The 26,104-nt window shown below is 71.4% G+C and carries 31 protein-coding genes, 1 tRNA gene and 1 pseudogene; 17 read left to right on the top strand and 16 right to left on the bottom strand.

Translation table 11 applies throughout. The features are described from left to right. The 3 genes from ABT336_RS10405 to ABT336_RS10395 are packed head-to-tail and all read right to left on the bottom strand — an operon-like array spanning position 1 to position 637. Positions 1-273, bottom strand: a complete 273-nt coding sequence (locus ABT336_RS10405) for a hypothetical protein (protein WP_502891148.1) — start codon at positions 271-273, stop codon at positions 1-3. Beyond that, positions 249-410, bottom strand: a complete 162-nt coding sequence (locus ABT336_RS10400) for a hypothetical protein (RefSeq protein ID WP_350896240.1) — start codon at positions 408-410, stop codon at positions 249-251. Before ABT336_RS10400 ends, ABT336_RS10405 begins: the two co-directional genes overlap by 25 nt. Next, positions 407-637, bottom strand: a complete 231-nt coding sequence (locus ABT336_RS10395; RefSeq protein WP_350896239.1) for a hypothetical protein — start codon at positions 635-637, stop codon at positions 407-409. Before ABT336_RS10395 ends, ABT336_RS10400 begins: the two co-directional genes overlap by 4 nt. Before the next feature lie 138 nt (positions 638-775). On the opposite strand from ABT336_RS10395, the gene ABT336_RS10390 reads away from it, so the two are divergent. From ABT336_RS10390 to ABT336_RS10375, 4 genes are all read left to right on the top strand, one after another. Further along, positions 776-1,603, top strand: a complete 828-nt coding sequence (locus ABT336_RS10390) for a helix-turn-helix domain-containing protein (RefSeq protein ID WP_350896238.1) — start codon at positions 776-778, stop codon at positions 1,601-1,603. Positions 1,604-1,611: 8 nt separating this feature from the next. Beyond that, positions 1,612-1,806, top strand: a complete 195-nt coding sequence (locus ABT336_RS10385) for a DUF397 domain-containing protein (RefSeq protein ID WP_350896237.1) — start codon at positions 1,612-1,614, stop codon at positions 1,804-1,806. A gap of 111 nt (positions 1,807-1,917) precedes the next feature. Further along, positions 1,918-2,091 (top strand): DUF397 domain-containing protein, encoded by a 174-nt coding sequence (locus ABT336_RS10380; RefSeq protein WP_350896236.1) that lies wholly within the window; start codon positions 1,918-1,920, stop codon positions 2,089-2,091. A gap of 79 nt (positions 2,092-2,170) precedes the next feature. Further along, complete coding sequence (locus tag ABT336_RS10375; protein ID WP_350896235.1) at positions 2,171-2,692, top strand: UTRA domain-containing protein; 522 nt, start codon at positions 2,171-2,173, stop codon at positions 2,690-2,692. A 23-nt stretch (positions 2,693-2,715) separates the two neighbouring features. Here the strand turns inward: ABT336_RS10375 and ABT336_RS10370 are convergent, their stop codons facing one another. Both ABT336_RS10370 and ABT336_RS10365 read right to left on the bottom strand, forming a co-directional pair. Further along, positions 2,716-3,030 (bottom strand): type II toxin-antitoxin system PemK/MazF family toxin, encoded by a 315-nt coding sequence (locus ABT336_RS10370; protein ID WP_350896264.1) that lies wholly within the window; start codon positions 3,028-3,030, stop codon positions 2,716-2,718. Positions 3,031-3,044: 14 nt separating this feature from the next. Continuing rightward, a complete protein-coding gene (locus ABT336_RS10365; protein WP_350896234.1) occupies positions 3,045-3,419 on the bottom strand; it encodes a hypothetical protein in 375 nt (124 codons plus the stop codon). A gap of 141 nt (positions 3,420-3,560) precedes the next feature. Between ABT336_RS10365 and ABT336_RS10360 the strand changes: the two genes are divergently transcribed. After that, entirely contained in the window at positions 3,561-3,992 is a 432-nt protein-coding gene (locus tag ABT336_RS10360; RefSeq protein ID WP_350896233.1) for a hypothetical protein, read from the top strand. A 117-nt stretch (positions 3,993-4,109) separates the two neighbouring features. Here the strand turns inward: ABT336_RS10360 and ABT336_RS10355 are convergent, their stop codons facing one another. From ABT336_RS10355 to ABT336_RS10335, 5 genes are all read right to left on the bottom strand, one after another. Further along, positions 4,110-4,832 carry a CDP-alcohol phosphatidyltransferase family protein gene (locus ABT336_RS10355; protein WP_350896232.1) on the bottom strand — a complete coding sequence of 241 codons (723 nt, stop codon included), beginning with the start codon at positions 4,830-4,832 and terminating at the stop codon, positions 4,110-4,112. Beyond that, positions 4,807-5,874, bottom strand: coding sequence for an iron-containing alcohol dehydrogenase family protein (locus ABT336_RS10350; RefSeq protein WP_350896231.1), 1,068 nt, complete (start codon positions 5,872-5,874; stop codon positions 4,807-4,809). Before ABT336_RS10350 ends, ABT336_RS10355 begins: the two co-directional genes overlap by 26 nt. Further along, positions 5,862-6,593: a phosphocholine cytidylyltransferase family protein gene (locus ABT336_RS10345; RefSeq protein WP_350896230.1), complete on the bottom strand. Its 732-nt coding sequence runs from the start codon at positions 6,591-6,593 to the stop codon at positions 5,862-5,864. The genes ABT336_RS10350 and ABT336_RS10345 overlap by 13 nt, the downstream gene beginning before the upstream one ends. A 143-nt stretch (positions 6,594-6,736) precedes the next feature. Continuing rightward, positions 6,737-7,507 (bottom strand): hypothetical protein, encoded by a 771-nt coding sequence (locus ABT336_RS10340; RefSeq protein WP_350896229.1) that lies wholly within the window; start codon positions 7,505-7,507, stop codon positions 6,737-6,739. Beyond that, positions 7,504-7,671, bottom strand: coding sequence for a hypothetical protein (locus tag ABT336_RS10335; RefSeq protein ID WP_350896228.1), 168 nt, complete (start codon positions 7,669-7,671; stop codon positions 7,504-7,506). Before ABT336_RS10335 ends, ABT336_RS10340 begins: the two co-directional genes overlap by 4 nt. 206 nt (positions 7,672-7,877) lie before the next feature. On the opposite strand from ABT336_RS10335, the gene ABT336_RS10330 reads away from it, so the two are divergent. Continuing rightward, positions 7,878-8,336 carry an ester cyclase gene (locus ABT336_RS10330; RefSeq protein WP_350896227.1) on the top strand — a complete coding sequence of 153 codons (459 nt, stop codon included), beginning with the start codon at positions 7,878-7,880 and terminating at the stop codon, positions 8,334-8,336. 114 nt (positions 8,337-8,450) lie between these two features. After that, positions 8,451-9,548 (top strand): aminotransferase-like domain-containing protein, encoded by a 1,098-nt coding sequence (locus ABT336_RS10325; protein WP_350896226.1) that lies wholly within the window; start codon positions 8,451-8,453, stop codon positions 9,546-9,548. Positions 9,549-9,887: 339 nt separating this feature from the next. Here ABT336_RS10325 and ABT336_RS10320 read toward each other — a convergent pair whose 3' ends face one another. After that, on the bottom strand, positions 9,888-10,748 hold the full coding sequence (locus ABT336_RS10320; protein WP_350896225.1) for a hypothetical protein: 861 nt from the start codon (positions 10,746-10,748) through the stop codon (positions 9,888-9,890). Between the two features lie 84 nt (positions 10,749-10,832). Here ABT336_RS10320 and ABT336_RS10315 point away from each other — a divergent pair, with 84 nt between their 5' ends. The 6 genes and pseudogenes from ABT336_RS10315 to ABT336_RS10290 all read left to right on the top strand — a co-directional run. After that, positions 10,833-11,363 carry a peptidylprolyl isomerase gene (locus ABT336_RS10315; RefSeq protein WP_350896223.1) on the top strand — a complete coding sequence of 177 codons (531 nt, stop codon included), beginning with the start codon at positions 10,833-10,835 and terminating at the stop codon, positions 11,361-11,363. A gap of 57 nt (positions 11,364-11,420) precedes the next feature. Then, positions 11,421-12,332 carry a rhomboid family intramembrane serine protease gene (locus ABT336_RS10310; protein WP_350896222.1) on the top strand — a complete coding sequence of 304 codons (912 nt, stop codon included), beginning with the start codon at positions 11,421-11,423 and terminating at the stop codon, positions 12,330-12,332. Positions 12,333-12,388: 56 nt separating this feature from the next. Continuing rightward, entirely contained in the window at positions 12,389-13,447 is a 1,059-nt protein-coding gene (locus tag ABT336_RS10305) for a phosphotransferase (protein WP_350896221.1), read from the top strand. A gap of 179 nt (positions 13,448-13,626) precedes the next feature. Then, positions 13,627-14,181: a hypothetical protein gene (locus tag ABT336_RS10300; RefSeq protein ID WP_350896220.1), complete on the top strand. Its 555-nt coding sequence runs from the start codon at positions 13,627-13,629 to the stop codon at positions 14,179-14,181. Positions 14,182-14,260: 79 nt separating this feature from the next. Further along, a complete protein-coding gene (locus tag ABT336_RS10295; RefSeq protein WP_350896219.1) occupies positions 14,261-14,953 on the top strand; it encodes a response regulator transcription factor in 693 nt (230 codons plus the stop codon). Continuing rightward, positions 14,946-16,376: pseudogene (locus ABT336_RS10290) on the top strand (sensor histidine kinase); the annotation flags it as partial. The gene ABT336_RS10295 and the pseudogene ABT336_RS10290, both read left to right, overlap by 8 nt. A gap of 95 nt (positions 16,377-16,471) precedes the next feature. Here the strand turns inward: ABT336_RS10290 and ABT336_RS10285 are convergent. Beyond that, positions 16,472-18,475: a glycosyltransferase family 39 protein gene (locus ABT336_RS10285; RefSeq protein ID WP_350896218.1), complete on the bottom strand. Its 2,004-nt coding sequence runs from the start codon at positions 18,473-18,475 to the stop codon at positions 16,472-16,474. Between the two features lie 122 nt (positions 18,476-18,597). On the opposite strand from ABT336_RS10285, the gene ABT336_RS10280 reads away from it, so the two are divergent. Beyond that, positions 18,598-19,302, top strand: a complete 705-nt coding sequence (locus ABT336_RS10280) for a glycosyltransferase family 2 protein (protein ID WP_350896263.1) — start codon at positions 18,598-18,600, stop codon at positions 19,300-19,302. A 130-nt stretch (positions 19,303-19,432) separates the two neighbouring features. On the opposite strand, the gene ABT336_RS10275 is transcribed toward ABT336_RS10280, so the two are convergent. Next, positions 19,433-20,419 carry an NAD(P)H-quinone oxidoreductase gene (locus tag ABT336_RS10275; RefSeq protein ID WP_350896217.1) on the bottom strand — a complete coding sequence of 329 codons (987 nt, stop codon included), beginning with the start codon at positions 20,417-20,419 and terminating at the stop codon, positions 19,433-19,435. 199 nt (positions 20,420-20,618) lie between these two features. On the opposite strand from ABT336_RS10275, the gene ABT336_RS10270 reads away from it, so the two are divergent. Continuing rightward, positions 20,619-20,705: transfer RNA gene (locus tag ABT336_RS10270), tRNA-Ser, on the top strand. Positions 20,706-20,721: 16 nt separating this feature from the next. Here ABT336_RS10270 and ABT336_RS10265 read toward each other — a convergent pair. Continuing rightward, a complete protein-coding gene (locus ABT336_RS10265; RefSeq protein WP_350896216.1) occupies positions 20,722-21,396 on the bottom strand; it encodes a DUF6891 domain-containing protein in 675 nt (224 codons plus the stop codon). Between the two features lie 257 nt (positions 21,397-21,653). On the opposite strand from ABT336_RS10265, the gene ABT336_RS10260 reads away from it, so the two are divergent. Beyond that, positions 21,654-22,187 (top strand): YbhB/YbcL family Raf kinase inhibitor-like protein, encoded by a 534-nt coding sequence (locus ABT336_RS10260; protein WP_350896215.1) that lies wholly within the window; start codon positions 21,654-21,656, stop codon positions 22,185-22,187. Between the two features lie 150 nt (positions 22,188-22,337). On the opposite strand, the gene ABT336_RS10255 is transcribed toward ABT336_RS10260, so the two are convergent. Both ABT336_RS10255 and ABT336_RS10250 read right to left on the bottom strand, forming a co-directional pair. Beyond that, the gene (locus ABT336_RS10255) at positions 22,338-23,048 is read right to left on the bottom strand and encodes a class I SAM-dependent methyltransferase (protein ID WP_350896214.1); all 711 of its coding nucleotides are present in this window, start codon (positions 23,046-23,048) and stop codon (positions 22,338-22,340) included. A 311-nt stretch (positions 23,049-23,359) separates the two neighbouring features. Beyond that, positions 23,360-24,073 (bottom strand): IucA/IucC family C-terminal-domain containing protein, encoded by a 714-nt coding sequence (locus tag ABT336_RS10250; RefSeq protein WP_350896262.1) that lies wholly within the window; start codon positions 24,071-24,073, stop codon positions 23,360-23,362. A gap of 295 nt (positions 24,074-24,368) precedes the next feature. On the opposite strand from ABT336_RS10250, the gene ABT336_RS10245 reads away from it, so the two are divergent. Then, entirely contained in the window at positions 24,369-25,895 is a 1,527-nt protein-coding gene (locus tag ABT336_RS10245; RefSeq protein ID WP_350896212.1) for a peptide deformylase, read from the top strand. The last annotated feature ends 209 nt before the right edge of the window (positions 25,896-26,104 follow it).

Here is a 26,104-nt window from a genome sequence, read left to right as displayed (position 1 = left end):
TCACGGATGCCGTGGCTTCGGAGCGGATCTGCTCCGCGTGGGCAGCTTTCGGAGTCCGGCGAGCCGGACGAGGAGTTCCCGCCGGGCGACGGCCTCGCCCCTCTCGTTCACCTGGTAGCCGTCGAGCCAGGACCAGCCCGGGTACGTCGGCAGGTCCAGCACCCGGATGAGGCGGAACCTGATCGGCGTACCGAACTGGACGCTGGCGGCCCGGGTGAGGTGGAGCAGGTCCCCGGCCCGGAGCCCGGTCATCGGCTCGGGTAGCGACGCCACGCCGTGATCCGGGTCCGGGCCACCTGGACGGCCGGGCACCACCCGCCGGTCGTGCAGCGCGGGCAGCGGTGGTGCCGGTGGAAGTCGAGGACGTACCAGGCCCGTCGGACCAGGTAGGGCAGCCGTCGTACCGTCACGACCAGAGTCCAGCCCGGTACTCCCCGGCGAGGGTCAGCAACGGCCGTTCCGGCAGGTAGACCACCCGGGCCACACCGATCGCCCGGTACGCCGCCACCCGCTCGGCATGGATCGTCGCCAGCCCCGGGCGGTCTATCGGTCTCGCCCGAGGTCGCCCGAACGGCCAGATCCTGCGCATCCTCCACAGCAGACCGCCGCTTGACGGGGTCTTCGCGTGCCGAGCCATGGGACCTCCCGGAAGGTGACAGCGACTCTGGTTTCGCAAATTAGGATCCTAGCAACGGATGCTACGACGAGAGAGATGCTTTGGGAACCTACGGCGTGTCGTCGGGCTTACGGTCGGTGAGGCGGAATACTCGTCGGCATGGTCACCCCGACGATCCAGCGACGTCGCTTGGGCAATGCCCTCAGACGAGCCCGAGAGGCCGCAGGTAAGAGCCCGGACGAGGCGGCGGAGGTCATCGACTCCGCATCAAGCAAGATCAGTCGGCTGGAGCTGGGGCAGTCCGGCATCCGGCTGACCGACCTGAAGCTTTTGCTCGATCTCTACGGAGTGACCGGGGAGGAGGTCGAGCCGCTCCGGGAGCTTGCACGGGCCGGGCGACAGCGTGGCCGGTGGAGCGGGTACCGGAACGTCGTCCCGGACTGGTTCCGGCAGTACCTCGACCTGGAGGCGGACGCGGCAGAGATCCGCTGGTACCAACCCGAGGTCGTCCCCGGCATCCTCCAGACCGAGCCCTACATCCGGGCCATGATCGACGGCGAGGACGTCGAGCAGCAGATCACAGTCCGCCTCGAACGACAAAAGGTCATCGATCGCCCGGACGGGCCGGAGCTGAACTTCATCCTCAGCGAGTCCGCCCTGCGGCGCGACCTCGGTGACCGGGCGGCAATGCGGGAGCAGTTGTCCCATATCGCCACCCTCGGCAAGCGTCCCAACGTCACCATTCAGGTCTTTCCGCTGGATGCCGAGACGTATGTGGTCGCTTCGTTCAATTTCATCATCCTCCGGTTCGGGGAGGAGATCGCCTCGGATGTGGTCTACCTGGAGACCTTCACCGACGCGGACTACCTCGACGGCCCCGAGGCGCTCCGGGCCTACAATCGGCTGTGGGATGGTCTCCGGGCTGCGGCCCTGGGGCCAGCGGAGTCCCGCAGACTCATCCTGCGGATCGCCGACGAGATGAAGTAGAGGCTGACATGTCGAACCCGGACCTCACCGGCGTGGTGTGGCGCAAGTCCACCCGCAGCGACGCCAACGGCGGCGCGTGTGTCGAAGTGGCGGACCTCCGGGACGGGGTCGCCGTTCGGGACAGCAAGGACAAGACCGGTCCGGTGCTGGCCTTCGAGGCCCAGGGCTGGCGCACCTTCGTCGACTCCCTCAAGAGCAACTAGACCGACCTTTCCCGCAGGCACAGCCGCATAACCTTGGGCCTCAGCTTGGCGAGGTCCTTCGTTGCTGAAGAGGTGGCCAGGAGTCTGGCGTAACCAGGAGGAGGGGCAGCCGTGGAGCCGAAGTGGCGCAAGAGCAGCAGAAGCCAGAGCAACGGGCAGTGCGTCGAGGTGGCGGACGTCCGGGACGGGGTCGCCGTTCGGGACAGTAAGGACAAGACCGGTCCGGTGCTGGCCTTCGAGGCCCAGGGCTGGCGCACCTTCGTCGACTCCCTCAAGAGCAACTAGCCCGACCTCTCGTGAAGTGCCCCGGCTCCCACCTCTGGAGTCGGGGCACTCTCGCTATCCCGGGACGGAGCCGGAGCGGATGCGACAGGACAGCACGTCAGACCGGTATGTGACCCCGGGTGGCGGGGACGCGTGGGCACAGGAGGCAGCCTCGACAGGCAGGCGGGGAACCCAGCGCATCACCGCAGCGGAAGAAATCGCCGCATCAGCGGAGGTCGCCGAGGCCCTGCGTCTGGCTCCGAATACGCCCGTCGTGCTCCGGCGGCGCGTGATGCTGCTGGACGGTCACCCCGTCGAACTCACCGACTCCTACTACCCGGGCGGCATCGCCACCGGCACCCCGCTGGCCGAACCTGCCAAGATCCCCGGCGGAGCCGTAACCCTGCTCGCCAACCTCGGTTTTACCCCCGATCGGGCGGTGGACGACGTCACCGCCCGCCTCCCCACTCCCGGGGAGCAGGTCGAGCTCCGAATCTCCGAGCGAGATCCGGTGATCGTGTTGACCCGGCTCACGTTCACCGCAGACGGCACCCCGTTCGAGTACAGCGTCATGACCATGACGGCCACCGGCCGACACCTTCGCTATCAGACGAAGGTGTGACCACGTCTCGACCGCGAAATCGCCTACAGGCCGAGGACCTGTCGGATGCGTTCCTCGATTCGGCGGAGCTCGGCAGGGGCCAGTCGGCCGAGTCGTCGGCGCAGACGAGGCTTGTCGATGGTGTGCAGGTCGGTGCAGTTCACATATGACTGGTCGTACTTGGTCAGGCCGGCTTCACGCCCGACGGGAACGTGGGTGGCGGGTGGGCCAGCGGTTCCCGTCACCAGTGCGACCGTCACCGAGGACAGCGGGAGAGCGATCTTGTTGACGGTCAGGATGATCGCTGGGTGCGGCCCGATCGGTTGCGGCATGGCGCATACCCACACCTCACCCCGCATCGCGATGTCCAGACCTACCACTGAGTGTCGTCCGCTGCCCTGAGTTCGGCTTCTGTGGCGGGGGCGACACCTGCGGGCCGGGGGGCCTGCTTGCCGTCGTAGAAAGCGCGGATTTCCTCTGCTGCCTGCTCCTCCGCCGCCTCTCGAACCAGCAGACGGAGCCCCTCCCGCAGGGCTTCGGAGGTTGAGCCGAGGTTCAGGTGCCGGACGACCATCTCCAGGTCGGCGACCTCGTCTGGTTGAAGTCGAACCTGAGCGACCTTAGCGCCGGAGGTGCCCTTTTGTCCCTTTCCGCGCGTCGGATGAGTTGCCTCGCGCTTCTTGGTCGCACGTCCGTCGGTCGCCACGGCGCGTCCCTTTTTGGTGGTGTCTCTGGCTGGCTTGCGCACCTTTCCGCTGGTGCTGGCCGGTGAGTCCTGTCGTACAGGTGTCATACAAGGAGTGTGGCGCGGTCCGTCGGGATCGTCAAACCCGCCTCGCAGAGCTGTCCCGCCGTGTAACTGGCGAGGGGTCGTCGCGGTTACGAAGTCGTGAGCGTACGGACGGAACTCAGCGACCTGATCCGCGCGATGGCCCGGCGTGACTGGAGCACCGTGGACCAACTGCTGGACACCCTGGAAACCTCGGGATGGCAGGGCGGCAGTCAGGTGATCGGTGCGGCGTTCGCCATTGCGGTCAACGACCGCTTCGCCTCGGGGCACTCGCCGACCGAGGTCGCCCGCTACGTGACCGAGACGCGGGCGCAGTTTCCGGCCAGTGAGTCCCTGTCGGCGCTGGAGATGGAAGGTCTGGTCAGAGCGGCGCTCGGCGAGACGCACCTGGTCGAGCACATGAGCCCGGAGACCGCGCTCCAGATCCAGATCGTTCTTCTCGGCAAACTCCTGCGGGACCGCAGCATGACCGAGGACCAGCTCGAAGACTTCGTTGCTGACGTGGAGCGGACCGCCGCCGAGTTCCTGTGACTCCGCCGCCGCACCCGAGGAAGCCGCCTCGACAGGACCGTACCGCTCGTCCTCGACGGATGTTGGAAGGAAGTGGCCCCCGGAGGGGCCGAAATCCGCCCCCTTCCCCCCGCGCGGTCAGAGCGAGGCGCGGGCCGAGAAGGCGATGCTGGCGAGGAGGAAGCCGCCGTTGACGACGGTGAAGGCGATGATCACCCAGAGGACCAGGGCCGGGGCGAACGCCAGCACCAGGGCGGCGGCGAAGATGACCGCCCCGTAGTCGCGGACCAGCTTCACCAGGCGTACCGGCAGGGAGGTGGAGGTGACCATGCTGGCCGCGTTGGGGCCGGACTGCATGACCGAGGTGACCAGGTTGACCATCCAGGTGCCGGCGAAGATCGCCACCAGCCAGGTCGGGGTCTCGGGGCGCTGGGCCACGGCGGTCGCCGCCAGGGCGGCCACCAGGGCGATCTGGGCGGCCACGTCACAGAGGACGTCGACCCGGGCACCGGCCGGGCTGCCCTGCCCGGTCACCCGGGCGAGCTGACCGTCGGCGCAGTCCAGGGCGTACGCCACCTGCCACCCGACCAGCGCCACCAACCCCACCAGCCAGGCCGGTACGGACCCCTCGGCGACGGCCGGGGCGAGCGCCACCACGCTGACCGAGGTGGCCAGCCCGAGGATCAGGTTGACGATGGTCAGCACTGTGGGACGCAGCCCCAGCCGCTGGGCGACGAGCGCGAAGACCGCCCCCAGCCACTGGCTCACCGACTCGCTGAACAGGCCGCCGCCCCGGTTCACCCGGTGGAAGTCGGCGACGGAGGGCTTGGTCGGCTCAGCCAACGTGCTGGCGTAGTTCATCGGCGTACTCTCCAAGCCGCCTCCGGGTCTCCGCAGGCGTGAGCGTGAGGTGTTCGAGGATGGTGTAGCGGTCCGGTCGGGTCCGTGGCGCGTGCTGCACGACCTCGACGAACTGGTCGTCGGTCAGGCCCAGGTCGGCGGGGGTGGTGGCCAGTCCGTGCCGGTGCAGACAGCGGGCGAGCTGCCCGAAGCGTTCCAGGTCGCCCCGGAGGAAGGTGCAGAAGAGGGCACCGAGCCCGGCCTGCTCCCCGTGCGAGGACCGGCCCGGGTGCAGGTGCTCGATGGCGTGTGAGATCTCGTGGTCCCCGCCGCTGGCCGGGCGGCTCGACCCGCAGATCGACATGGAGATCCCGCCCAGGATCAGGGCCTCGGCCAGGGTGGTGAGGAACCCGTCGTCGGTGATCTTCCCGGGGTGGTTGATCAGGGCCTCGGCTCCGGTCCGGGCCAGGGTGACGGCCAGCCCGTCGATCGGTTCGCCACGTGCCTCGTGGGCCAGTTCCCAGTCGGCGCAGGCGCTCAGGTTGCTCACCGCGTCCCCGATGCCGGCCTGGGTCTGCCGGTCCGGCCCGTTCTCCACGAAGTCCAGGTCGACCATGACGGCGATCGGGATGTGCACCCCGTACGAGCCCTTGCCGCCCTCGTGGGTCAGCGACGCCACCGGGGAGGCGATCCCGTCGTTGGCCAGGCTGGTCGCCACTGTCACCATCGGGATGGCGTACCGGCTGGCGGCGTACTTGGCGGTGTCGATGGTCTTCCCGCCGCCGATGCCCACCACCGCGTCGTAGTTGCGCAGCCGGAGCTGGTCGCCCAACTCGTTGGCGGAGTCGACCGTGCCCCCGGTCACCGTGAACACGTCGGCGGAGCCGAGCGTCGGACGGCACAGCTCGGCGATCTTCTCGCCCTGCCCGGGGCCGACCACCACCGCCACGTCCCCACCTGCGGAGATCCGCCGATCGGCAAGGAGCAGACCCAGGTCGGCCACCGCACCCCGGCGTACCTCGATCGCCAGTGGGGTGTTTACCGTACGGGCTAGTAGCGGCACGCGATCTCCCGCGCCCGGGCCAGGTCGTCGTGGTTGTCGACCTCCACCCAGGCGACGTCCCCGATCGGGGCCGCCCGGACCTCGCCGCCCCGCTCGGCGAACTCCTGGTAGCCGTCCTCGTAGTAGAGGTTCGGGTCCCGTCGCCAGGTGGCCTCCAACGCGTCGGCGAGCGCCTCGGCCACCTGCGGTTCGATGAGCGTCGCGCCGATGTACTCGCCGTACGCCTCGCCCGGGTCCATCAGCTTGGTGATCCGGGTCAGCTGACCGGCGGCGTCGAAGGTGGTCTTCATCTCCTCCTCGGCCAGCACCTTGAGGGTGTCGACGGCGAGCAGGACCCCCGGCCCCCGCTCGGCGAGGAGGGTCTTCTCCACGCTGACCGGGTGCACGGTGTCCCCGTTGACCAGCAGGACGCCCCGGGCGAAGTGCTCGCGGGCCAGCCAGAGCGAGTACGCGTTGTTCCACTCCTCGGCCCGGTCGTTGTGGACCAGGGTGAGGGTGACGCCGTAGGTCTGCTCCAGGTCGGCCTGACGGTCCCGGACCGCGTCGGCGGCGTACCCGACGACGATCACGACCTCCCGCAACCCCACCTCGGCGAGGTTGCGCAGCGCGATGTCCAGGATCGTGGTCTCCCCGTCCACCGGCACCAGCGCCTTGGGCAGTGTGTCTGTGTACGGCCGCAGCCGGCGTCCGGCACCGGCGGCGAGCACCATCCCGATCATGCCGACGTCCTCCCTCGTACGACTGCGGTCACCGGTGGAGGATAGCGCTGCCGTCGGCGCGCCCCATGGCCAACCGGTCAGCCGGGGGAGGGCGGCCAGGTCACCGGGGCGGGCGGCCGGGTCACCGGGGGAGAACGGCCAGGTCAGCCGGGGAGGGCGGCCAGGTCGGCCAGGACCGACAGGCGCTCCGGGGCGGTCAGCGCGGCGTACGGCGTCGCGGCCCGGCGGTCGGTCTCCAACTCGATCGCCACCCGCTCCGGCCCGTCGGACAGTTCGTCGACGCTCTGCGCGGTGTGCCCGGCGGCGCTCCAGGCGGCGGCGTGGGCGTCCGCCCGGTGGGACCGCAGCGCGCCGAGCCGGTTGAGCAGCACCACCCCGGGCGGGGTGCCGTCCGGCTCGTACGGGGGCGCCAGCGCGCAGAACGCGCTCGCCTCGGCGGTCTCGTCGGACTCCACCGCCACCAGCGCGTACTCCAGCAGCCGCCCGAACGCCTCCACCAGCCGGAGCACCCGGTCGTCGTGACCGGCCCACAACTCCTCGGTGACCTCGGCGTGCACCTGGTACAGCTCGCCGAGGAACGCGGTGCCCCGTTCGGTGGCGGAGAACGCCCCGTTGCCCCGCCGGTGCAGCATCCCGTGCGCCACGTGCTTGTCCAGGGCCCGTCGGCTGGCCGCCGGGTTCCGGTACCGGCACACCGCAGCGAACCCCGCCGCGTCGACGATCCCGCCCGGTGCGGCGAGCCGGGTGCGGAACTCGACGAGGAAGGCGGTGGCGGTCGGGCCGCCGTACCGTTGGCTCAGCTCGGCACCGCCACCGTCGCGACCGGCCAGGACACCGGCGACGAAGACCCTGTCGATCACCGGGTTGACCAGCCCCGCGAATCGGTGCGGTGCCAGCTCGACCGCGTCGCTCACCGACCGATCGCGCAGCCGGCGGCGGTGGCGGTGGTGACGCGCCACCGGATCGGCCCGTCACCGACGGGTACGAGGCGTCGGTGCTGGGGCCGTCGCAGGTGTGCGGATGCGCCGTCGTCGCCGACGACCAGCACGCCGGCGCAGCGTAGGGGCTCGGTGGACACGTCACGACAGTAGCGAGCGGGCCGACGGTCGCGCGACGGCCGGTCTGCTTCGCGTCGACCACACACGGTGGGCGACCGGTCGACTCCGCCCAGGTCACAGCGGTTTGCAGGTGTGAACGGGCCATCGACGGGTAGAGATTGACTGCGGGTGCGGACGGGCCGCAGGAACCCGCGGAGGGCACCGAGCCCGCGGAGGAGGGCACACCATGAGCACCGCCGAACGCCTCGCCGGCCAGCAGTACGCGATGATCCTGCGCCGGGACCTCGCCCGCCTGCCCGGCCTGTACGCGCCGGACGCCGCCTACACGATCCCCGGCGCCACCCTCCGGCCGACCGAGCTGCCCGCGTTCCTGCGTACCTGGACCGGGGCCTTCCCCGACCTGCGGGCAGAGGTGACCGGACGGGTGGAGACAGCCGGCGGGCTGGCCCTGGAGCAGCGGCTCACCGGGACCCACACCGGGGTCCTGCACACCCCGCTCGGCACCGTCGCGCCGACCGGCCGGACGGTGAGCTGGGACGTGGTGGACGTGGTCCGGGCCCGTCGGGGCCGGATCGTGGCGTGGCGGTCCTACTTCGACTGGGGTCAGTTCTACCTGGCGCTCGGGGTGCAGCTGTCCGGGTTCTCCCGTCAGCTGCGGAACGAGCCCCTGGCCGTCGCCGCCTGAACGCTCCCGGACCCGCTGCGCCGCTGGTCGGAGGTCACCCGACAGGTGGCTCATGATGCGGACACGGCCGTGCCGTCGACGACGGGCCGGGGACCGCCCGTACGCTCTGGAACCATGACCGCCGAGCAGCTGATCTCCTTCGCCCGTGGCGCTCCCTCGCTGGACATCCTCGACGTCGAGGGCCTCAAGGCCGCCGCCGTCCGCGCCTTCGACACCGACCCCGCCGGGATCACCGCGTACGGTACTTCCGTCGGGTACCCGCCCCTGCGGAAGTGGATCGCCGACAAGCACGGCGTCCAGGCCGACCAGGTCCTGATCACCAACGGGTCGTTGCAGGCCGACGCGTTCCTCTTCGACCACCTGATCCGCCCCGGCGACGCGGTGGTGGTGGAGCGTCCGACGTACGACCGGACCCTGTTCAACCTCAAGCAGCTCGGCAGCGAGGTGCACGCGGTGACCATCCAGCCGGACGGGATCGACACCGCCGAGCTGCGCAAGCTCCTGGATTCCGGGGTCCGCCCCCGGCTGGCCCACATCATCCCGAACTACCAGAACCCGGCCGGGGTGACGCTGTCGCTGGACAAGCGTCGGGAGCTGCTCGACCTGGCCGCCGAGTACGGTTTCACCATCTTCGAGGACGACCCGTACGCCGACGTCCGGTTCCGGGGCGAGCCGCTGCCGTCGATGCTCTCCCTGGACACCCGCGACGTCGTGGTGCACGCCTCCAGCTTCACCAAGACGGTCTGCCCCGGCGTCCGCGTCGGCTACCTGGTCGGACCGGCGGCGTTGATCGCCGACATCGCCGAGAAGGCGACCAACCTCTACATCTCCCCGGGCATGGTCTCCGAGGCGATCGTGTACCAGTTCTGCGTCTCCGGTGACATCGACCGCTCGGTGGCGACCGTCTCGACCGCCCTCGGGGAGCGGGCGCGGGTCCTCGCCGAGTCGTTGCGACGGCACATTCCGGACGCCCGGTTCGTGGAGCCCGACGGTGGCTACTTCCTCTGGGTCGAGCTGCCGGAGGACGTCGACGTCGAGCTGGTGGCCCCGGCCGCCGCCGAGCGCGGGGTGGCAGTGGTCAAGGGCAGCGAGTTCGTCGAGGAGGGGGGTCGGCACGCGGTGCGGCTGGCCTTCTCGGCGGTGACCGCCGACCGGATCGACGAGGGGGTCCGTCGGCTCGCCGAGGCGGTCGCCGAGGTCCGCGGCCGCTGACTCCACCGGCGGTAGCCGGGGAAAGTTATCGGATGGTGACCGGCCCGGGGGTCCCGCCGGGCCGGTCGACGACCCGACAATGTCGCGAGCGCCATTCACGTTGTGGTCGTGGTCACCTCTGTGCCCAGGGTGCGACCGGGCCCGACCTGGACGGTGCGGTGAGCATCACCCCCGCCCCCACAGGGTGCCGGGTGGGTCGGGTCGCCCATCACCCCCCTGAATCGGGCCGGCCCGCCCGGCACCACCCCCTACCGATGTGTCGATCAAGGGGTTTGCGTCAGGTAGGCCGACTACCGTGACGCAAACCCCTTGATCGACGAGGCGAACGGGTGGTGCGGGTCAGCGGGGGGTGGGGGTTTGGGCCCCGTTGCGCAGGGCCTCACTGAGGTCGTCGGCCGGACGGCCGGAGACGTTCCGGGCACCCTCGGCGACCGACGGCACACCGGGGTTCTCGTGGATCACCGGCTGGGTGCCGGGCCGCGTGGTGGAGGCGCTGTCGCCACCGGCCACCGGGGAGCTGCCCGCCCCGGTCGGGCCACCCGCCACCGGCGAGCTGCTCGACATGGTCGACGCGTCGGACACCTTCGCCGACGCGTCGGAGGTCCGCACCGACGAGGAGTCACGCCCGGTCGCCGTCCGGACCTCAAGGGTCTCCACCTCGTCGTGCATCGGCTCCAGGGTGTGGCCCGGGTCGTACTCGGCCCACTCCTGCTGCTCGCGGCGACGCCGTACCGCCATGGCACCTGCCACCCCGGCGACGGTGCCGACGGCGAGCAGCCCGACCAGCATCCCCCGGGACCGCTTCTGCCGACGGCCGGTGGCCTTGCGGGTCTTCGCCTTGGCCTTCTTGCTCATCGCGGAGGTCTTCGCCGCGGCGACCTTCTTCCCGGTCTTCGCCCGCCCGGCCGCCTCGGCCTGTGCGGTGCGGACCGCCAGGGCCAGCGGTGCCATCGCGGCGGCCGTGGTGGACAGACCGCTGGTGGCCCGGTCCCGCACCACCAGGACGGTCGGCGCGACGTAGCTCTGGGCCGCCCGGACCCGTGGGCCGACAGTCGCGCCCGCACCCTTCGCGGCGTGCGTCGCGGCGGACCTCAGGTGACCGACACCCTGGTTGAGCTCGGCCCTGGCCAACTGCCCCTGGGTCTTCCGTCGCGCGATTCCAAACACGTTCCCACCTCCTGGGAGTCGTTCCTCCGTCATCCTCCACCTTCGGATGCCTCCGCACTGCCAGATCGGGCACATGGGAGGATCCGCATGGAACTGACCAACGACTGAGGAGTACCCGTGGCCGAGGCTGTCTACGCCACCTTGCACACCAACGCCGGGCCGATTCGCCTGGAGCTGTTCCCGAACCACGCCCCGAAGACCGTCCGCAACTTCGTCGACCTGGCCGAGGGCAACCGGGAGTACACCGACCCGCGGACCGGTCAGCCGGGCTCCGGGCCGTTCTACGACGGCACCATCTCGCACCGGGTCATCTCCGGTTTCATGGTCCAGATGGGTGACCCGACCGGGACCGGTCGGGGCGGACCGGGCTACAAGTTCGGTGACGAGTTCCACCCGGAGCTGCGGTTCGACCGTCCGTACCTGCTCGCCATGGCCAACGCCGGACCGGGCACCAACGGGTCGCAGTTCTTCGTCACCGTGGCCCCGACGCCGCACCTGAACAACCGGCACACCATCTTCGGCCAGGTCGCCGACGAGGACTCGGTCAAGGTCGTCAACACGATCGCCAACACCCCGACCGGCCCGAGCGACAGGCCGTTGCAGGACGTCGTGATCGAGCGCGTCACCATCGAACGCAACGACGCCTGATCGAGGACCGCGAGGTACCTTTGCCTGCATGACTGAGCGCTCCGCAGGGCGGGCACGGTGAGCGAATCCCCGCCGACCACGCCGGTCTGCTACCGGCATCCGGGTCGGGAGACGTACATCCGGTGCAACCGGTGTGACCGTCCGATCTGCCCGGACTGCATGCGCGAGGCAGCTGTGGGGCACCAGTGCCCGGAGTGTGTCGACGAGGGCCGTCGCAGTGTACGGCCGGCGCGTACCGCCTTCGGTGGCGGTGACGCCGGCCGTCACGGCTACGTGACGAAGGTTCTCATCGGGCTGAACCTGATGATGATGCTGGTGTCCATCCTCTCCGACCGGGGCGGGGACGCGGTGGCGGGCGGGTCCGGGTTCGGTGGCCTGATGGGCGGCAGCACCCCGCTGACCAACTGGGGTGCGGTCCTCGGGCAGGCGGTCTTCCTCGACGGCACCGTGGGCGGCATCGCCCAGGGCGAGTGGTACCGCCTGGTCACCGCGATGTTCCTGCACTACGGCGTGCTCCACCTGCTGCTGAACATGTGGGCGCTCTGGGTCCTCGGACGCTCCCTGGAGGCGGTCCTCGGCCCGGCCCGGTTCGTCGCGCTCTACCTGGTGGCCGGGCTCGGCGGAAACGTCGCCGCCTACCTGTTCAGCGCGGAGAACCAGGCCACCGCCGGTGCCTCCACAGCGATCTTCGGTCTCTTCGCGGCGACCTTCGTGATCATGCGACGGCTCGGGCGGGACACCTCGGCGATCCTGCCGATCCTGGTGATCAACCTGATCTTCACCTTCGCCGTGCCGGGCATCTCCATCGCCGGTCACCTCGGCGGCCTGGTGACCGGGGCGATGGTCGCGTTGGTCATGGCGTACGCCCCGAGGTCGCACCGGACCCTGGTCCAGTCGGTCGGCACCACCGCCATCCTGGTCCTCCTGCTGGTGCTCGCCCTCGGCCGGACGTTCGCCCTGCTCGGCTGAGGGAGCCCGCGGAAAACGGCTTCCCGACGCGCCACCGGCCCGCCTACGCTGCGCCGATGACCGCCTCGCCGTCCGCCGCCGCCACCGACTCGCCCTATCCCGCCGTCGGAGCGCCCTGGTCGGCGACCTCCTGGCGCCGACAGGCACAGGAGTGGATCGCCGACCGACTCGCCACCGGGGCCGGGCGGCGGGTCACCGGCCCGGTCGAGCCCCGGGTCCGCCCGTGGTCGGTGGTGTGGCGGGTGCCCACCGACGCCGGGCCGGTCTGGTTCAAGGCCAACAACCCCGCCACCCGGTACGAGGTCCCCCTGGTGGCGACGTTGGCCCGGATCGCCCCGGAGGCGCTGCTCACCCCGCTGGCCGTCGACGTCGAGCGGGGATGGGCACTGCTGCCCGACGGGGGTCCCACCCTCCGGGCGGTGCTCGGCTCGGACGGCCGGACCGCCGCAGAGCAGGGCCGCCCCGGGCTCGCCCGATGGGAACACGCCCTGGCCGGGTACGCCGCCCTGCAACTCGCCTCCGCCCCGCACGTCGGGGAGCTGCTGGCCGCCGGGGTGCCGGACCACCGGCCGACGGCCCTGCCCGACCTGCTCGACGACCTCCTCGACGACGCCACGGCGCTGCTCGTCGGGGAGGCCGACGGGCTCACCGAGAGCGCGTACGAACGGCTGAGGGCGTACCGGCCGAGCTTCGTGGAGCTGTGCGTCCGGCTGGCCGAGTCCGGTCTGCCCGCCACCGTCCAGCACGACGACCTGCACGACGGGAACGTCTTCGCCACCGCGACCGGGTACCGCTTCTTCGACTGGGGCGACGCCTCCGTCGCCCACCCGTTCGGCACCCTGCTGGTCACCCTCCGCTCGGTGGCGTACGCCTTCGACCTGCCGCCCGGCGATCCGGCGCTGCTCCGGCTCCGGGACGCGTACCTGGAGCCCTGGACCGTTCGTCACGACCGGCGTGACCTGCGGGCGGCGGTCGCCCCGGCGATGACAGTGACGAAGGTCAGCCGGGCGCTGTCCTGGCGTCGGGCGGTGGACACCGGCGATCCGGCCCGGGACGGCTACGTCGCTGCGGTCCCCGGTTGGCTGACCGAGCTGTTCGAGCCGGATCCGGTCTGACCCGCTGTCCCGGCGGCAGCGGGGGTTGTCCGACTGCGGTCTGAGGCGGGATCCGACCGGCCCGTCGGGAAGTCCGGTCGGCGCGCCCGGGAACCGCGATCCGCGCCGCGTGGCGTGGAAGTTCCGCAGAATCTTGGCGTGTCCCACGTCACATTTACGACACCGTCGTTGGTACCAGCATGGACGTCTTCTCCCGTACGTTCCTGCCGGCCGCCGCCGAGGCGGGCCTGGCGGTGCAGACCGTCAGCCGGCACATGCCGATCTTTCGCCGGTGCGTGGGCTCCGGCGACGCCACCGTCATGGTGGCCCGGTGCAGTCGACCCGACCGGCCGATGGCCGGCGAGTACCTGCTCCTGTTGACCCATCGCCGCCTGGTGGTCACCCGGCAGACCCGGGTCCTGCACCGGCTTCGCCTGCACCTCAACAGCGAGCTGCGGGAACTGAGCCACGTGACCTGGCACCCCGACCCGCGTACCCCCGCGCTGGAACTGGCCGCCACCGCGATCGACGGGGTACGCGAACGGTTCGTCATCCGGGCCCACCACGCCAAGCAGGTGTGGCACCTTGACGCCCTGCTCGGGCAGGCGTTCCGACTCCGCCCGCCGGGCACCCCGGCCCGCCCGCCGGTGACCGCCGCCCCGGACCAGCTCTTCCGGCCCGACGGCCCGGCCCGGGACCGACGCCAGCCGTTCGCCGCCCAGGTGACGGCCGGATCCGTCGCGCTCGGCGGCTGAGTCACCCCGGCCCGGCTCCTTGCCGAACCCGAACACCCATCGACCCCCGGCGCGGCCGGTGGTCGGTCATCATGAGCCGGTGAGCGTCGACACCGCAGGGCGTGGGCTCGTCCTCCTGGTCGAGGACGAGCCCCCCATCGCCGACCTGGTGCGGCTCTACCTGACCCGGGACGGGTTCGGCGTCCACCTGGAACGCGACGGCGACGCGGGCCTGTTCGCCGCCCGACGGCTGCGCCCGGTCGCCTGCGTGCTGGACATCGCCCTGCCCGGCCTGCCCGGCACCGAGGTCTGCCGCCGGTTGCGGGCCGACGGGGACTGGACCCCAGTCGTCTTCCTCACCGCCCGCGACGACGAGGTGGACCGGATCGTCGGCCTGGAGTTGGGCGCCGACGACTACGTGACGAAGCCGTTCAGCCCCCGGGAACTCGTCGCCCGGCTCCGGGCCGTGCTGCGGCGGACCGCCGGGGTGCCCGACCCGACCGGGAAGTCCCGGGTGGTCGGCGCGGTCCGGCTCGACCCGGCCCGCCGGACCGTGACCGCCGCCGGGCACCCGGTGCAGCTCACCTCCACCGAGTTCGACCTGCTCGCCCACCTGATGGCCCGACCCGGCCGGGTGTTCACCAGGGAGGAACTGCTCGCCGCGGTCTGGGGGTACGCCGCGCACGCCGGCACCCGGACCGTCGACGTGCACGTCGCCCAGGTACGCGCCAAACTCGCCCCGGTCACGGTGATCCGGACCCACCGGGGCGTCGGGTACGCCGCCGATGGCTGATCCGTCCCCGCCGGTCGACGGCCCCCGACCCCGGGGCCGGTTCGCCAGTACGCTGACCGCCCGCGCGATCCTGGTGACCTGCGCGGTGGCCCTGGTGTCGGTGGTGGTGACGGTCCTGGTAGCGGTTCCCCTGGCGGTCCGCAGCGCGGAGCGGCGGGACCGGGAGGCCCTCGCCGACCAGGCCCGACTCGTCGCCGACGTGCTGCGCGCCGAGCCCGACCGGGTCCGTACCGCCGCCGGGGATCCGCTGCTGGCCCGCCTCACCGACCGGGACGTCACGGTCCACGTCCTGCCCTCCGGTACGACCGACCGGTCCGGGCTGCCCCGGCAGGTGGTCAACCGGCTCGCCGAGGGCCGGGACGTCTCCGGTCGACGGCTCGTCGACGGCCGCCGCGCCCTCGTCGAAGGACGGACCCTGCCCGGTGGCGACGCTGTGGTGCTGACCCGACCGACGAGCCCCGGACTGTGGCGTCGGGTGGCGGGGGGCCTCTGGCTGCCCCTGGTGGCCGGGCTCGCCGCCGGGGCGGTGGCCGGGTCGTTGCTCGCCCGTCGGTTGGCCCGGCCGATCCGGGGCGCGGCCGACGCGGCCAACCGGCTGCGGGCCGGACAGCGGGGGGTCAGGTTGCCGGTGCACCCGCCCGACGAGGTCGCCGACCTGGCGTACGCCCTCAACGGGCTGGCCACGGCACTGGCCGTCAGCGAGGGACGGCAGCGGGAGTTCCTGCTCTCGGTCTCCCACGAGCTGCGGACCCCGTTGACGACACTGCGCGGGTACGCCGAGGCGCTCGCCGACGGTGTGGTCGACGCCGACGACGCGGCCCGGGTCGGGCGGACCATGCTGGCCGAGGCCGAACACCTGGACCGGTTGGTCGCCGACCTGTTGGCGTTGGCCCGGCTGGAGGCAGTCGACTTTCCCCTGGAACCGGTGCCGGTGGACCTGTCCCGGCTGGTCGGTGACGTCGGCGAACGATGGGCGGACCGGTGCGCGACCCTCGGGGTGCCGTTACGGGTGGAGGTGCCCGACCATCCAATCCGGGCGTACACCGATCCGGGGCGGATCCGGCAGGTGGTCGACGGGCTGTTGGAGAACGCCCTGCGGGTGGTGCCGCCCGGCGCGCCGGTCGTGGTCGCGGTCCGGGCCGGCGGGCCGGGTCCGGCCGACGGCGGCCTCGTCGAGGTACGCGACGCAGGCCCCGGCCTCACCGACGACGACCTGGCGGTGGCCTTCGAGCGCGGGGTCCTGCACCGGCGTTACCTGGGTGTCCGCAAGGTCGGCAGCGGGCTGGGTCTGGCCCTGGCCGCCGGACTGGCCCGCCGCCTCGGCGGCGACGTCACCGCCGGGCACGCCCCCGAGGGGGGCGCCGCCTTCACCGTCACGGTACGAGGAGAACCCGTCGACCCGGCCCAGACAGCGACCCCGGTCGACACCTCGGCCCCCGCCGACACCTCGGCCCCCGCCGACACCTCGGCCCCCGCTGGGACGTCGGCCCGGCCGGGACGGGTGCCCGGTCAGTCCGGTCAGCCCGGCGGGCGCAGGGCGTAGCCGACGTGGTCGCGGAACTCCAGTCGCCACCCGTCGGGGACCAGGTCGGCGCAGACAGTACGGGAGCCGGTGCAGACGATCGCGTCGACCGAGGTGGGGTCGGCAGGTGGTCGGTCGGGCAGCACCGACTGCAACGCGACCAGCTCCGGGGCCTGCCCGTCGGCGTCGCGCAGCAGCAGCCACCAGGGGTACTCCCAGTTGTCGTTCTGCTGCACCAGCCCGACCCGACCGGCCCCGTGCTCGCGTACCGCCGACGCGGCCCACTGGAACTCCGCTGTCCACTGGGGGCGGCGCAGGAACCTGGTGTCCCACTCGGAGGTGGTGAAGACCGATCCGTCCCCCACCAGTCGTCGGGGGAAGCCGTACGACACGGCGAGGACACCGGCCAGGGCCGAGGTGGCCAGCACCGTGACCACCAGCCCGGTCGCCACCGACCGTCGGCCGTCGCCGGACCTGTTGCGCAGGAGGGTGTCCAGCCAGAGACCGGCCAGCGGTACACCGATGGTCAGGGCGTACACCAGCAGCCGGTTCCCCCACGGCTGCCACTTGATCATCGAGGTGTGCAGCAGGAGGGTGATCCCGATCGCCACCGCGTACGCCCGTACCGCCGGTGGCATGGCCGGGGCCACCCGCACCGGTCGGGCCACCGCGAGCACCAGGGCGATCAGGACCGCCATCCCGGCGAGCGGGAACGCCACCCGGTCCTCGTCCGGATACCAGGACGGTTCGGGGAACATCTCCCGGCCGAAAGTGATCTCCCGGTCCTGCGGGTCGACAGCGATCGCCTCCGCGAGGGCGACGATGGCGGCGGCCGAGCCCCGCCGCAGCGGCTCCAACGGGGTGTCCAGCGCGGTGTGCCCGATCCGCAGTGCGTTGACCAGGATCGCCGGCGGGTCGTGCCGCTCCATCGGGATCGATTCGCGCAGCCGGGGCGGCCCGAGCGGATGCCCGAACTCGGCTGTCACCCGCACCAGGAACGGCCCGACGACGAGGGCGGCGACGGTCAGGATCGCCACCGACCCGAGCACCGTCGTCGCGTACCCCCGGCCTCGTCGGTCGGCCCTGCCGGCGTACGCCAGGCGCAGTTGGGCCAGGCCCCAGAGCACCAGCAGCGGTCCCACCCCGATCAGGCCGCTGGTCTTCGTCACCGCCGTCAGCCCGGTGGCCGCCCCGAGGGCGAGGACGGTGGCCGGTCCGCTGCGGCGGTGCAGCCCGTCGAGGACGAGGGTGGCCGCGCAGGCGACCCAGGCGGCGCAGACCAGGTCGGTCTGGGTGCTGGTCGCCTGAAGGGCGATCATCGGCGTGGTGGCCAGCAGGAACGCGGTGATGAGCTGGGCCCGCCGCCCCCCGCCCAACTGGGCGGCGATCCGGGTGACCACGACGACGGCGAGCACCCCGGCGGCCCACTGGACGAGGTTGTGCAACCCGTCGGAGCCGGTGAACAGCCGCAGGTGCAGCAGCAGGTACTCGGCTCCCGGCGGGATCGTCACCTGCCGGTGGATGGCCGTCGCCCAGAACTCCAGGTCACCCTGCTGCACCCAGTGCTCCACCTTGGGCAGGTGGTAGGTCTGGGAGTCGAAGTTGTTCGGTTCGGCGAGCAGGGCGACGACCAGTTCGACAAGGATCAGCCCGGCGACGGTGCCGAGGAGCAGGCGTTCACCCCGACCGGCAGTACCCCAGCGTTCCCGTACGTCGCTCCAGGTCGGACGGACCGGGTCACGACGGTGCCGCAGCCAGGCCGCTGCCCCGGCGGCGGCGAGGGCGACCACCCAGGCCAACGCGAACGCCGGTGCGGTCAGGCCGCCGACCGCGCCGAGCAGCTCCACCACCCCGACGGCGTACGCTCCGGTGAGCAGCGCCGCGCGCACCACGGCCAGCCGGAGCGGAGCCACCGGTGTCGTGCCGAACGGGCGCAGCGCGTAGGTGAGGGCGGCCACCGTGGCGACCGGCAGGATGACGAGCAGGAAGCCGGCGGACATGGCGGGAAGTAAACACCATCACGTTCGGGGCGCTGCGCCGACCGTTGGCGATGGCAACCGTCTCCGCCGGGGGTACCAGGCTAGGCTAGGTCGGATTTACTGTCGCCACCGTGGAGAACCTCGTGAAGCTCTCGATCCTCATGCCGGTCTACAACGAGGAGGACCGCATAGCCGACGCCCTCAAGCAGGCGTTGGCGGTGGACTACCCGTGTGAGATCGAGCTGCTGGTGGTCGACGACGGCAGCCGCGACGGCACGGGCGAGATCCTCGGGCGGGCCGACGACTCCCGGCTCCGGGTGATCACCCACCCCCGCAACCGGGGCAAGGGCGCGGCGATCCGGACCGCCGTCGACAACGCCGACGGCGAGTACATGGTCATCCTCGACGCCGACCTGGAGTACGACCCGCAGGACATCCCGAAGCTCCTCGACCCGGTCCTCGACGGCCGGGCCGACGTCGTCTACGGCAACCGGACCTTCGGCAGCCACAGCGCCTACAGCTTCTGGTACGTGATGGGCAACAAGGGCGTCACGATGGCGGCGAACGTCCTGTTCAACTCCTACATCAGCGACCTGGAGACCTGCTTCAAGCTGATGCCGGTGGCCCTCTACCGTTCCCTCGACATCAGATCCCAGGGGTTCGGGATGGAGGCCGAGGTGACAGGCAAGCTGCTGCGTCGCCGGATCCGCCCGTTCGAGGTCCCGATCAGCTACCGGGCGCGGGGCCGCGAGGAGGGCAAGAAGATCACCTGGAAGGACGGCGTCGAGGCGATCTGGATCCTCGGCCGGGAGCGGACCCGCCGCAAGTCCGACGGCCCTCCCCGCTGACCCCACGTCACCGGGCCGCCCGCTCCGGCTGAGCGGGCCGGGCCTCGGTGATCTGAATCCCGGCGGCGGGCCGCCCTCCGGCGGTGCCGCTGCCGAACCCGGCGGCGGGCCGGGCTCCGGCCACCCGAGGTCACCCCACCGGATCGACGGTGAGCAGGACCTTGCCCAGGTGGTCACTCGCCTCGACCAGCCGGTGCGCCTGCGCCGCGTCCGCCATCGGCACCCGCCGGTCCACCACCGGCCGGATCCGCCCCGCCTCGACCAGCGGCCACACCTCGCCCCGGACCCCCGCGACGATGGCGGCCTTCTCCGACACCGGGCGGGACCGCAGGGCGGTGGCTGTCACCGAGGCGCGTTTGGCCAGCAGCGCCCCCAGATCCAGTTCGCCCCTCCGACCACCCTGCATGCCGATCACCACCAGCCGACCCCCGGTGGCCAGCGCCGACACGTTCCGTCCCAGGTAGGCCGCGCCCATGATGTCCAGGATCACGTCCGCGCCCCGCCCCCCGGTGACCCGGCGTACCTCCTCGACGAAGTCCTGCTCCCGGTAGTCGACGAGGTGCGCGGCCCCCAACTCCCGCAACCGGTCGTGCTTGGCCGACCGGGCGGTCGCCACCACCGTCGCCCCGAGGGCCGCCCCCAACTGGATCGCGAAGGTGCCGATCCCGCTGCCACCCCCGTGCACCAGCAGGGTCTCCCCCTCCGCCAACCCCGCCACCTGGACCACGTTCGACCAGACGGTGCAGGCCACCTCCGGCAGGGCCGCCGCGTCGACCGGGTCGACCCCCGCCGGAACCGGCAGGAGCTGCCCGGCCGGGACGACCACCCGTTCGGCGTACCCGCCACCGGCCAGCAGGGCACAGACCTCCTGCCCGACCGCCCACCCGGTCACCTCCGGCCCGACCTCGGCCACCACCCCGGAACACTCCAACCCGGGGTACGCCGACGCACCCGGCGGGGGCGGATAGTGCCCCTGCCGTTGCAGCAGGTCAGCCCGGTTGACAGCGCTGGCCCGGACGGACACGAGCACCTCACCGGGGCCGGGCTCCGGGTCGGGGACCTCCGCCCAGACGAGTGCCTCGGGGCCACCGGGTTCCGGAATCGTGACAGCACGCATCCCCCAGTCTTACCCGATCCACCCCACCCGCCACCCCGTGCTCCTCACACCTGCGGTCTCCTCATGATCATTGGCGGTTCAGCGACCCCTTCCCCGGCGCGTCGAGTCGCAAAACCGCCAACGATCATGGTCGGCCTGCGGTGCCCGTGCGGGCTTCTGGCACACTGGTCGGCGGTCGCGTCCTACGGGGCGCGGGCCGGGAGGGTTCGCCTAGTGGCCGATGGCGCTGGTCTTGAAAACCGGTAAGGGAGCAATCTCTTCGTGGGTTCGAATCCCACACCCTCCGCCCCAACCGGATCTCCTCAGACCAACGGCGCGTACCACTGTGCTCCGGTCACCCGGACCCGCCTGTTCTGCTGGCGGTTCCACTCCACCCGCATCCCGTTCCTGGTGAGCACCGGGAACACGAGGTCGTCGAGCAGCCGTTCCAGGTCGGCCTGGTAGCGGGCCTGCTGTTCGGATTCGGGGAGGGCAACGTAGGCGGCCTCGTCGAAGTCGGCCGGGGCGAATGCACCGTAGCCGAGGTAGACCTCGCCGTCCTCGCTCGTGAGCAGCGCTTCGGTGTCCTGCTGGTGGAACCAGACGTATCCGTGCCAGTGCCGGGAATCGTCGCGCTCGTCGTGGATCTCGGTGTCCGCACAGGTGCCGCAGCAGGTGAAGTTCTCCCTGGCCACCACGCCGAGTTCGGTGAGTTCGGCGAAGGCCCGGTCCAGGTTGCCCCGGACCTCGCCCCACTGCTGTTGCTGGTCCCGGCGGGCTGCCAGCGCCTTCTCGTACGCCGCACGCAGGTCCTCGTCGGTGGCGCCGTGGCGGTACTCGTCCCCGTCGAGGTAGTCGACGAACTCGTCGGGGTCGTCCTCGCCGCGTACCACCCACTCCCAGATCTCGTCCTCGATCCGGGTACGGCCCGGCTCGGCGATCCGCTCGTCCAGGACCCTGAGCCCCTCGGGGCGATCGTTGTAGATCCACTCAGTCACGGCGCCGATCCTCACACGCACCTGTGACACCCGCCGGGGACGAGAGGCCGACTTCGACGTCGAGGGCGGCCACCACGTCGTGGCCCGTTCGACGAGTCGACGGGCGAGGGCCGGTGGATACATCTCGTCGGACAGTAGGCCGGTCATGCGCTGCGCCGCCGCAACAGGCGCTGCTCGGCGTTCCAGAGCTGCTCCTCGCGCTCGACGGGGTATGAAGGTGCGCAGACGACATCCGCACACCGGAAGGACCCGTTTCGATGAGCCTGGAACGACCGATCGCCCCGGACCCGTACGAGCTGCTGCCGATCGTCCCGAGCTTCGAGCTGACCAGCGCGGACGTCCGCAACGGCGAGCCGTTGGACGGGGCGTACGCACACGGCAGCGCCGGGGGTGACAACGTCTCGCCGCAGCTGGCCTGGTCCGGGTTCCCCGACGAGACGAAGAGTTTCGTGGTCACCTGCTTCGACCCGGACGCCCCGACCGGGAGCGGCTTCTGGCACTGGGTGCTGGTGAACCTGCCGGCCTCGGTGACCGAGCTGCCGCGCGGGGTCGACGAGGCCGGGCTGGGTGGGGCGTTCAGTGTGCGCAACGACTACGGGGACTCCGGGTACGGCGGAGCCTCCCCGCCGCCCGGGGACCGGCCGCACCGGTACGTCTTCGCCGTGCACGCGGTGGACGTGGAGAAGCTGGACCTCGGGCCGGACGTCTCGTGTGCGTACGTCGGGTTCAACCTGGCCTTCCACACCCTGGCCCGAGCGGTGATCCGCCCGACGTTCCAGGTCAAGGAGTAGGCCGGGCGCGGTCGGTGACCGCGCCACGCGTGGTTGTGGTGGCCTGCGCCGACGGGTGGAGGCCACCACAACCTGTGCGCGGCCCACTGGTACGTGGGCGCGGGCGACAGGCGGGGTGGTCGGTGTGGTGGGTGGAGGGAAGGGGCACCCTCAGCCGGGGACGCGGGCCACCGCGAAGACGGACTGGCCGAACGGGGGGCGGACGACCTGTTCGGCGCCCTTGGTGGCGGGCAGGACCAGGGTGTCGTAGACCTTCACCATCGGGCCCTCCTTCGGCATCAGCCGGAAGACCTTGGTGGCCATGAAGTAGCCGATCAGGCCGAGGGCGTTGGCGTAGTGGATCCGCTCGACCCGCAGGCCCGCCTGGGTCATCGCCGCGCCCAGGGTCTTCTTGGTGTAGCGCCGGACGTGTCCGGTGGCGACGTCGGCCGGGCTCATCGCGAACATGAACGCCGGAACGATGATGATCACGGCGCCGCCGGGTCGGACCAGGTCCTTCATGCTGCTCAGCGCGCCGACGTGGTCCTCGATGTGCTCCAGGACGTTGTACGACACGGCGGCGCTGTATCCGCCGTCCTCGGAGTGCGGCAGCAGCATCTGCCGTACCTCGATGTTGGGGTGGTCGGCGAGCCGGTCCTTCAGGGAGACCAGCCGGTCGGGGTCGGCCTCGGTGGCCGTGAACCGGGGGACGTGCGGTGCCCACTCCAGGGCGTAGTCGCCGAGGCCACTGCCGATCTCGATGGGATCGTCGCCCAGGTACGGCAGGGCCAGCTCGACGAACCATCTGCGGTGGTTGACCGCTGTGGCCAAGCCTTCGAGCACCTCTGACTGGATGCGCTGATCCCCAGTGATTTCTGCCATCGTCGTCGATTCCTCACGGTATGACTAGACCCGCGCCTGAACCGACAGAGTGAATCACCCGCCCAGAACGTGCCGGAACCGGGGGACCAGGATGGCCGAATCGTGGGTCGGGGGGCGGCGCGAGATCGGCGGTCAGCGAACCCCGCACATATTACGCCAGTGCCTCGAACCCCGCACGGCGCCCGGAGCGCTAACTACACTATGAATTGTCATGACTACTCATCAAATAGGATGAAATGCCGCTTCTGGGAACGGGAGTGACCGGGGTTGACCAGGTGTTCTATCTCGCACCGGCGGTCACGGAGCGGCGGTCAGGAGCGGACGCAGCAGCCCTGGCAGACCTTCGGCCTCGGCAGGGTGAACGCCAGGCAGCAGGTGCGGCGTTGCACAGTCGGCCGACCGGAGGCGTCGGGCACCACCTCGACGAGGTCGGCCAGGTCGAGGGCGTCCAGCAGGGTGTCGACGCTGCGCGTCGTGGGCCCGGGTAGCGCGTCGGCGGCCTGGAGCAGCGCGTGGGCCGTGCTGGAGGCGACCGATCCGAGCAGGGTACGGGTGCCGACCCGGGCCTCCCGCTGGAAGGCGGTGATCATCGGGTGGAAGTGGGCGTCCAGGAGGGTGGAGCGCAGGACGGCCAGGAGTTCGGACTCGTCGGCGACCACCCGGGTCCCGGGCAGCCCGGCCAGCGGGTCGGTGGGCAGCACCGCGACGGGGGTCGAGGCGCGCAGGCCCAGCGTGACCAGCGGGCGGGGGTCGGCGAAGGTGATCAGCACGTCGGCCGGGTCGAGCAGCGGGACCCGCCGGGCGGCGGCCCAGCCGAGGATCGCGGGCAGCGCCGCGTAGTAGCTGTACGACTTCCAGGCCAGTGCGGCGCAGGCGTGCGGGGTGCCGCCCCAGCGGTGGGCCGCCTCGGCGAGCACCCGTGGCAGGTGGGTCCCGTCGATCAGGGTGGAGGCCGGTTCCCAACCGAACTCGTCGGTCACCAGCAGGCCGGGGGTGAGCCCGGGCAGGTCGTCGGTGCCGAACATGGCGCGCAGGGTGGCGGTGACCGGGGCCAGCGCCTCGCCGACGGTGAGCTGCGGGTGGTCAGTTCCCGGCTTCGGTAGTACCGATGTCACCGGAATCACCCCCTTCGTCACCGTTTGGCCGTCTCAGCTAAGGCAAGCCTAACCAACCTTTCGGCCGAGCGGAAGGGTTTGTCGAAGTTGGTGCCCGCGATCGGGATTCCCGGGTGATGTCAAGTCAAAAGTCGAGAAGACGTCACTTTCTTCGGTCGACGGACACCGAACGTGAGACTTGTACTACCCAGCCCTGAGGAAGCTGATGACGACATCCCCGCTCGACCGGGCCGCCGACTCCTTCGCGGCCGAGCTCGCCCGCCACCGCACCGGGCGGGGGCTGTCCAAGAAACAGCTCGCCACCATGATGGGGTTCGACCCGTCGTACGTCAGCCACGTCGAGGGACGCCGACACCGGCCGACCGAGGACTTCGCCCGCCGGGCCGAGGCCGTCCTCGAAGCCAGCGGCGCCATCTGGCAGCGATACCGCGAGTACGACGACCTCCGACACGCCCGGTCCCTCCCCGCCCACCGGGAACCGCCCCACCCCGGCCAGTGGATGCCACCGGGAACCGGCCTCATCGTCGAACGCGAACACGCCACCCTCACCCACACCGGTGACGACTACCACTGCGTCATCCGGCGGGAGCTGTACAACGCCGGCACCGAACCGGTCACCCGCTACCTCGCCCGGGTCGCCGTCGACCGCTACCCCAACGACCCGGGCCGCTCCAACAGGCACCACCGGGAACACCCCCTCACCTTCGCCGAACTGCAACTGAGCGCCCTGCGCGACGACGCCGGCGAGCAGGAGCCGATGCACTGGCGGGCCAAACACGACAGGGACGCCTTCAAGGAGATCTGGCTGCTCTTCGAGAACGCCGACAGGCGTTTCCCGCTCTACCCGGGTCACCGGGCCACCATCGAGTACTCGTACCGGGTGGGCCGGGACAAGTGGGGCACCTGGTTCCAGCGGGCCGTACGCCTGCCCACCCGGCACCTGGCCGTCCGCCTGGACCTCCCCGCCGACCTCGACCCGCAGGTGTGGGGGGCGGAGACGTCGCTCTCCTCCGAGGAGGGGCCACTGCGTACCCCCGTCGCCCGACAGGACGTCGACGGGCGGGCGGTCTTCGACTGGAAGACCGAGGACCCGCCGCTCAACGCGCGCTACCGGATGCAGTGGCGGTTCCGGTCCCAGCCCGACACCGAGTCGGAGCACCCCGAGACCCCCACCCGGGTACGCGCCAGCGACCGGATGCGGGAGTTCGGCATCGTCCAACGCGGTGCCGACCTGCTACGACAGCCCAGCCGCCAGTTCGACCTGCCCCGACAGGAGCCCGCCGCCCGGGAGACCGTCGACCGGCTGAACACCGCCCTGGCCCGGCTCGACGAACTGCACCCGTTCCGCAAGGGGGTCGGCATCGCGGCCCCGCAGCTCGGCATCGACTGGGCGGCGGCAGTGGTCCGCCCCCCGGACCGCCCCGCCGAACCCGTCGTCCTGCTCAACCCCCGGGTCGTCGACGCCGCCCCCGACACCGACGAGCAGTACGAAGGGTGCCTCTCCTTCTTCGACCACCGGGGACTGGTGCCCCGGCCGCTGCGGCTCGACGTCGAACACGCCCGCTGGGACGGCAGCCGGATCATCACCTCGTTCGAGTTCGGCATGGCCCGCCTGGTGGCGCACGAGGTCGACCACCTGGAAGGGCGGCTCTACGTCGACCGGATGACCCCCGGGGTGCCACTGGTCCCGGTCGAGGAGTACCGCGAGACCGGCCAACCCTGGCGGTACTGACCCCTGAACCAGGCTCGGCCCAGGTCGCGTCCCGACAGTGGGACGACAGGACCGGACCGCGTGACGACAGGCGGGACGGGGGCCGGGTCGCGTGCCCCAGGGGGCAGGGGCACGCGACCCCGCGAGGGCGGCGGCCACAAAAACAAAACGTTCCCCAACGATGAGGAACGTTTTTGGGGCGGGGGGGCCGCGAGAAGAGGCAGCCGCCC

This window comes from Micromonospora sp. NPDC000207, from assembly GCF_040300925.1.
Taxonomy (GTDB): Bacteria; Actinomycetota; Actinomycetes; order Mycobacteriales; family Micromonosporaceae; genus Micromonospora.
The sequence above is the reverse complement of the archived record's forward strand: the minus strand, read 5'-3'. Positions and strand labels throughout refer to the sequence as shown.

What these genes read in the sequence shown, in the direction of transcription:
- ABT336_RS10395 (WP_350896239.1), bottom strand. Translation starts at nt 637, where the DNA reads ATGGCTCGGCACGCGAAGACCCCGTCAAGCGGCGGTCTGCTGTGGAGG.
- ABT336_RS10390 (WP_350896238.1), top strand. Translation starts at nt 776, where the DNA reads ATGGTCACCCCGACGATCCAGCGACGTCGCTTGGGCAATGCCCTCAGA.
- ABT336_RS10385 (WP_350896237.1), top strand. Translation starts at nt 1,612, where the DNA reads ATGTCGAACCCGGACCTCACCGGCGTGGTGTGGCGCAAGTCCACCCGC.
- ABT336_RS10375 (WP_350896235.1), top strand. Translation starts at nt 2,171, where the DNA reads ATGCGACAGGACAGCACGTCAGACCGGTATGTGACCCCGGGTGGCGGG.
- ABT336_RS10370 (WP_350896264.1), bottom strand. Translation starts at nt 3,030, where the DNA reads ATGCGGGGTGAGGTGTGGGTATGCGCCATGCCGCAACCGATCGGGCCG.
- ABT336_RS10355 (WP_350896232.1), bottom strand. Translation starts at nt 4,832, where the DNA reads ATGAACTACGCCAGCACGTTGGCTGAGCCGACCAAGCCCTCCGTCGCC.
- ABT336_RS10345 (WP_350896230.1), bottom strand. Translation starts at nt 6,593, where the DNA reads ATGATCGGGATGGTGCTCGCCGCCGGTGCCGGACGCCGGCTGCGGCCG.
- ABT336_RS10330 (WP_350896227.1), top strand. Translation starts at nt 7,878, where the DNA reads ATGAGCACCGCCGAACGCCTCGCCGGCCAGCAGTACGCGATGATCCTG.
- ABT336_RS10325 (WP_350896226.1), top strand. Translation starts at nt 8,451, where the DNA reads ATGACCGCCGAGCAGCTGATCTCCTTCGCCCGTGGCGCTCCCTCGCTG.
- ABT336_RS10320 (WP_350896225.1), bottom strand. Translation starts at nt 10,748, where the DNA reads ATGACGGAGGAACGACTCCCAGGAGGTGGGAACGTGTTTGGAATCGCG.
- ABT336_RS10305 (WP_350896221.1), top strand. Translation starts at nt 12,389, where the DNA reads ATGACCGCCTCGCCGTCCGCCGCCGCCACCGACTCGCCCTATCCCGCC.
- ABT336_RS10300 (WP_350896220.1), top strand. Translation starts at nt 13,627, where the DNA reads ATGGACGTCTTCTCCCGTACGTTCCTGCCGGCCGCCGCCGAGGCGGGC.
- ABT336_RS10285 (WP_350896218.1), bottom strand. Translation starts at nt 18,475, where the DNA reads ATGTCCGCCGGCTTCCTGCTCGTCATCCTGCCGGTCGCCACGGTGGCC.
- ABT336_RS10275 (WP_350896217.1), bottom strand. Translation starts at nt 20,419, where the DNA reads ATGCGTGCTGTCACGATTCCGGAACCCGGTGGCCCCGAGGCACTCGTC.
- ABT336_RS10260 (WP_350896215.1), top strand. Translation starts at nt 21,654, where the DNA reads ATGAGCCTGGAACGACCGATCGCCCCGGACCCGTACGAGCTGCTGCCG.
- ABT336_RS10255 (WP_350896214.1), bottom strand. Translation starts at nt 23,048, where the DNA reads ATGGCAGAAATCACTGGGGATCAGCGCATCCAGTCAGAGGTGCTCGAA.
- ABT336_RS10250 (WP_350896262.1), bottom strand. Translation starts at nt 24,073, where the DNA reads ATGTTCGGCACCGACGACCTGCCCGGGCTCACCCCCGGCCTGCTGGTG.
- ABT336_RS10245 (WP_350896212.1), top strand. Translation starts at nt 24,369, where the DNA reads ATGACGACATCCCCGCTCGACCGGGCCGCCGACTCCTTCGCGGCCGAG.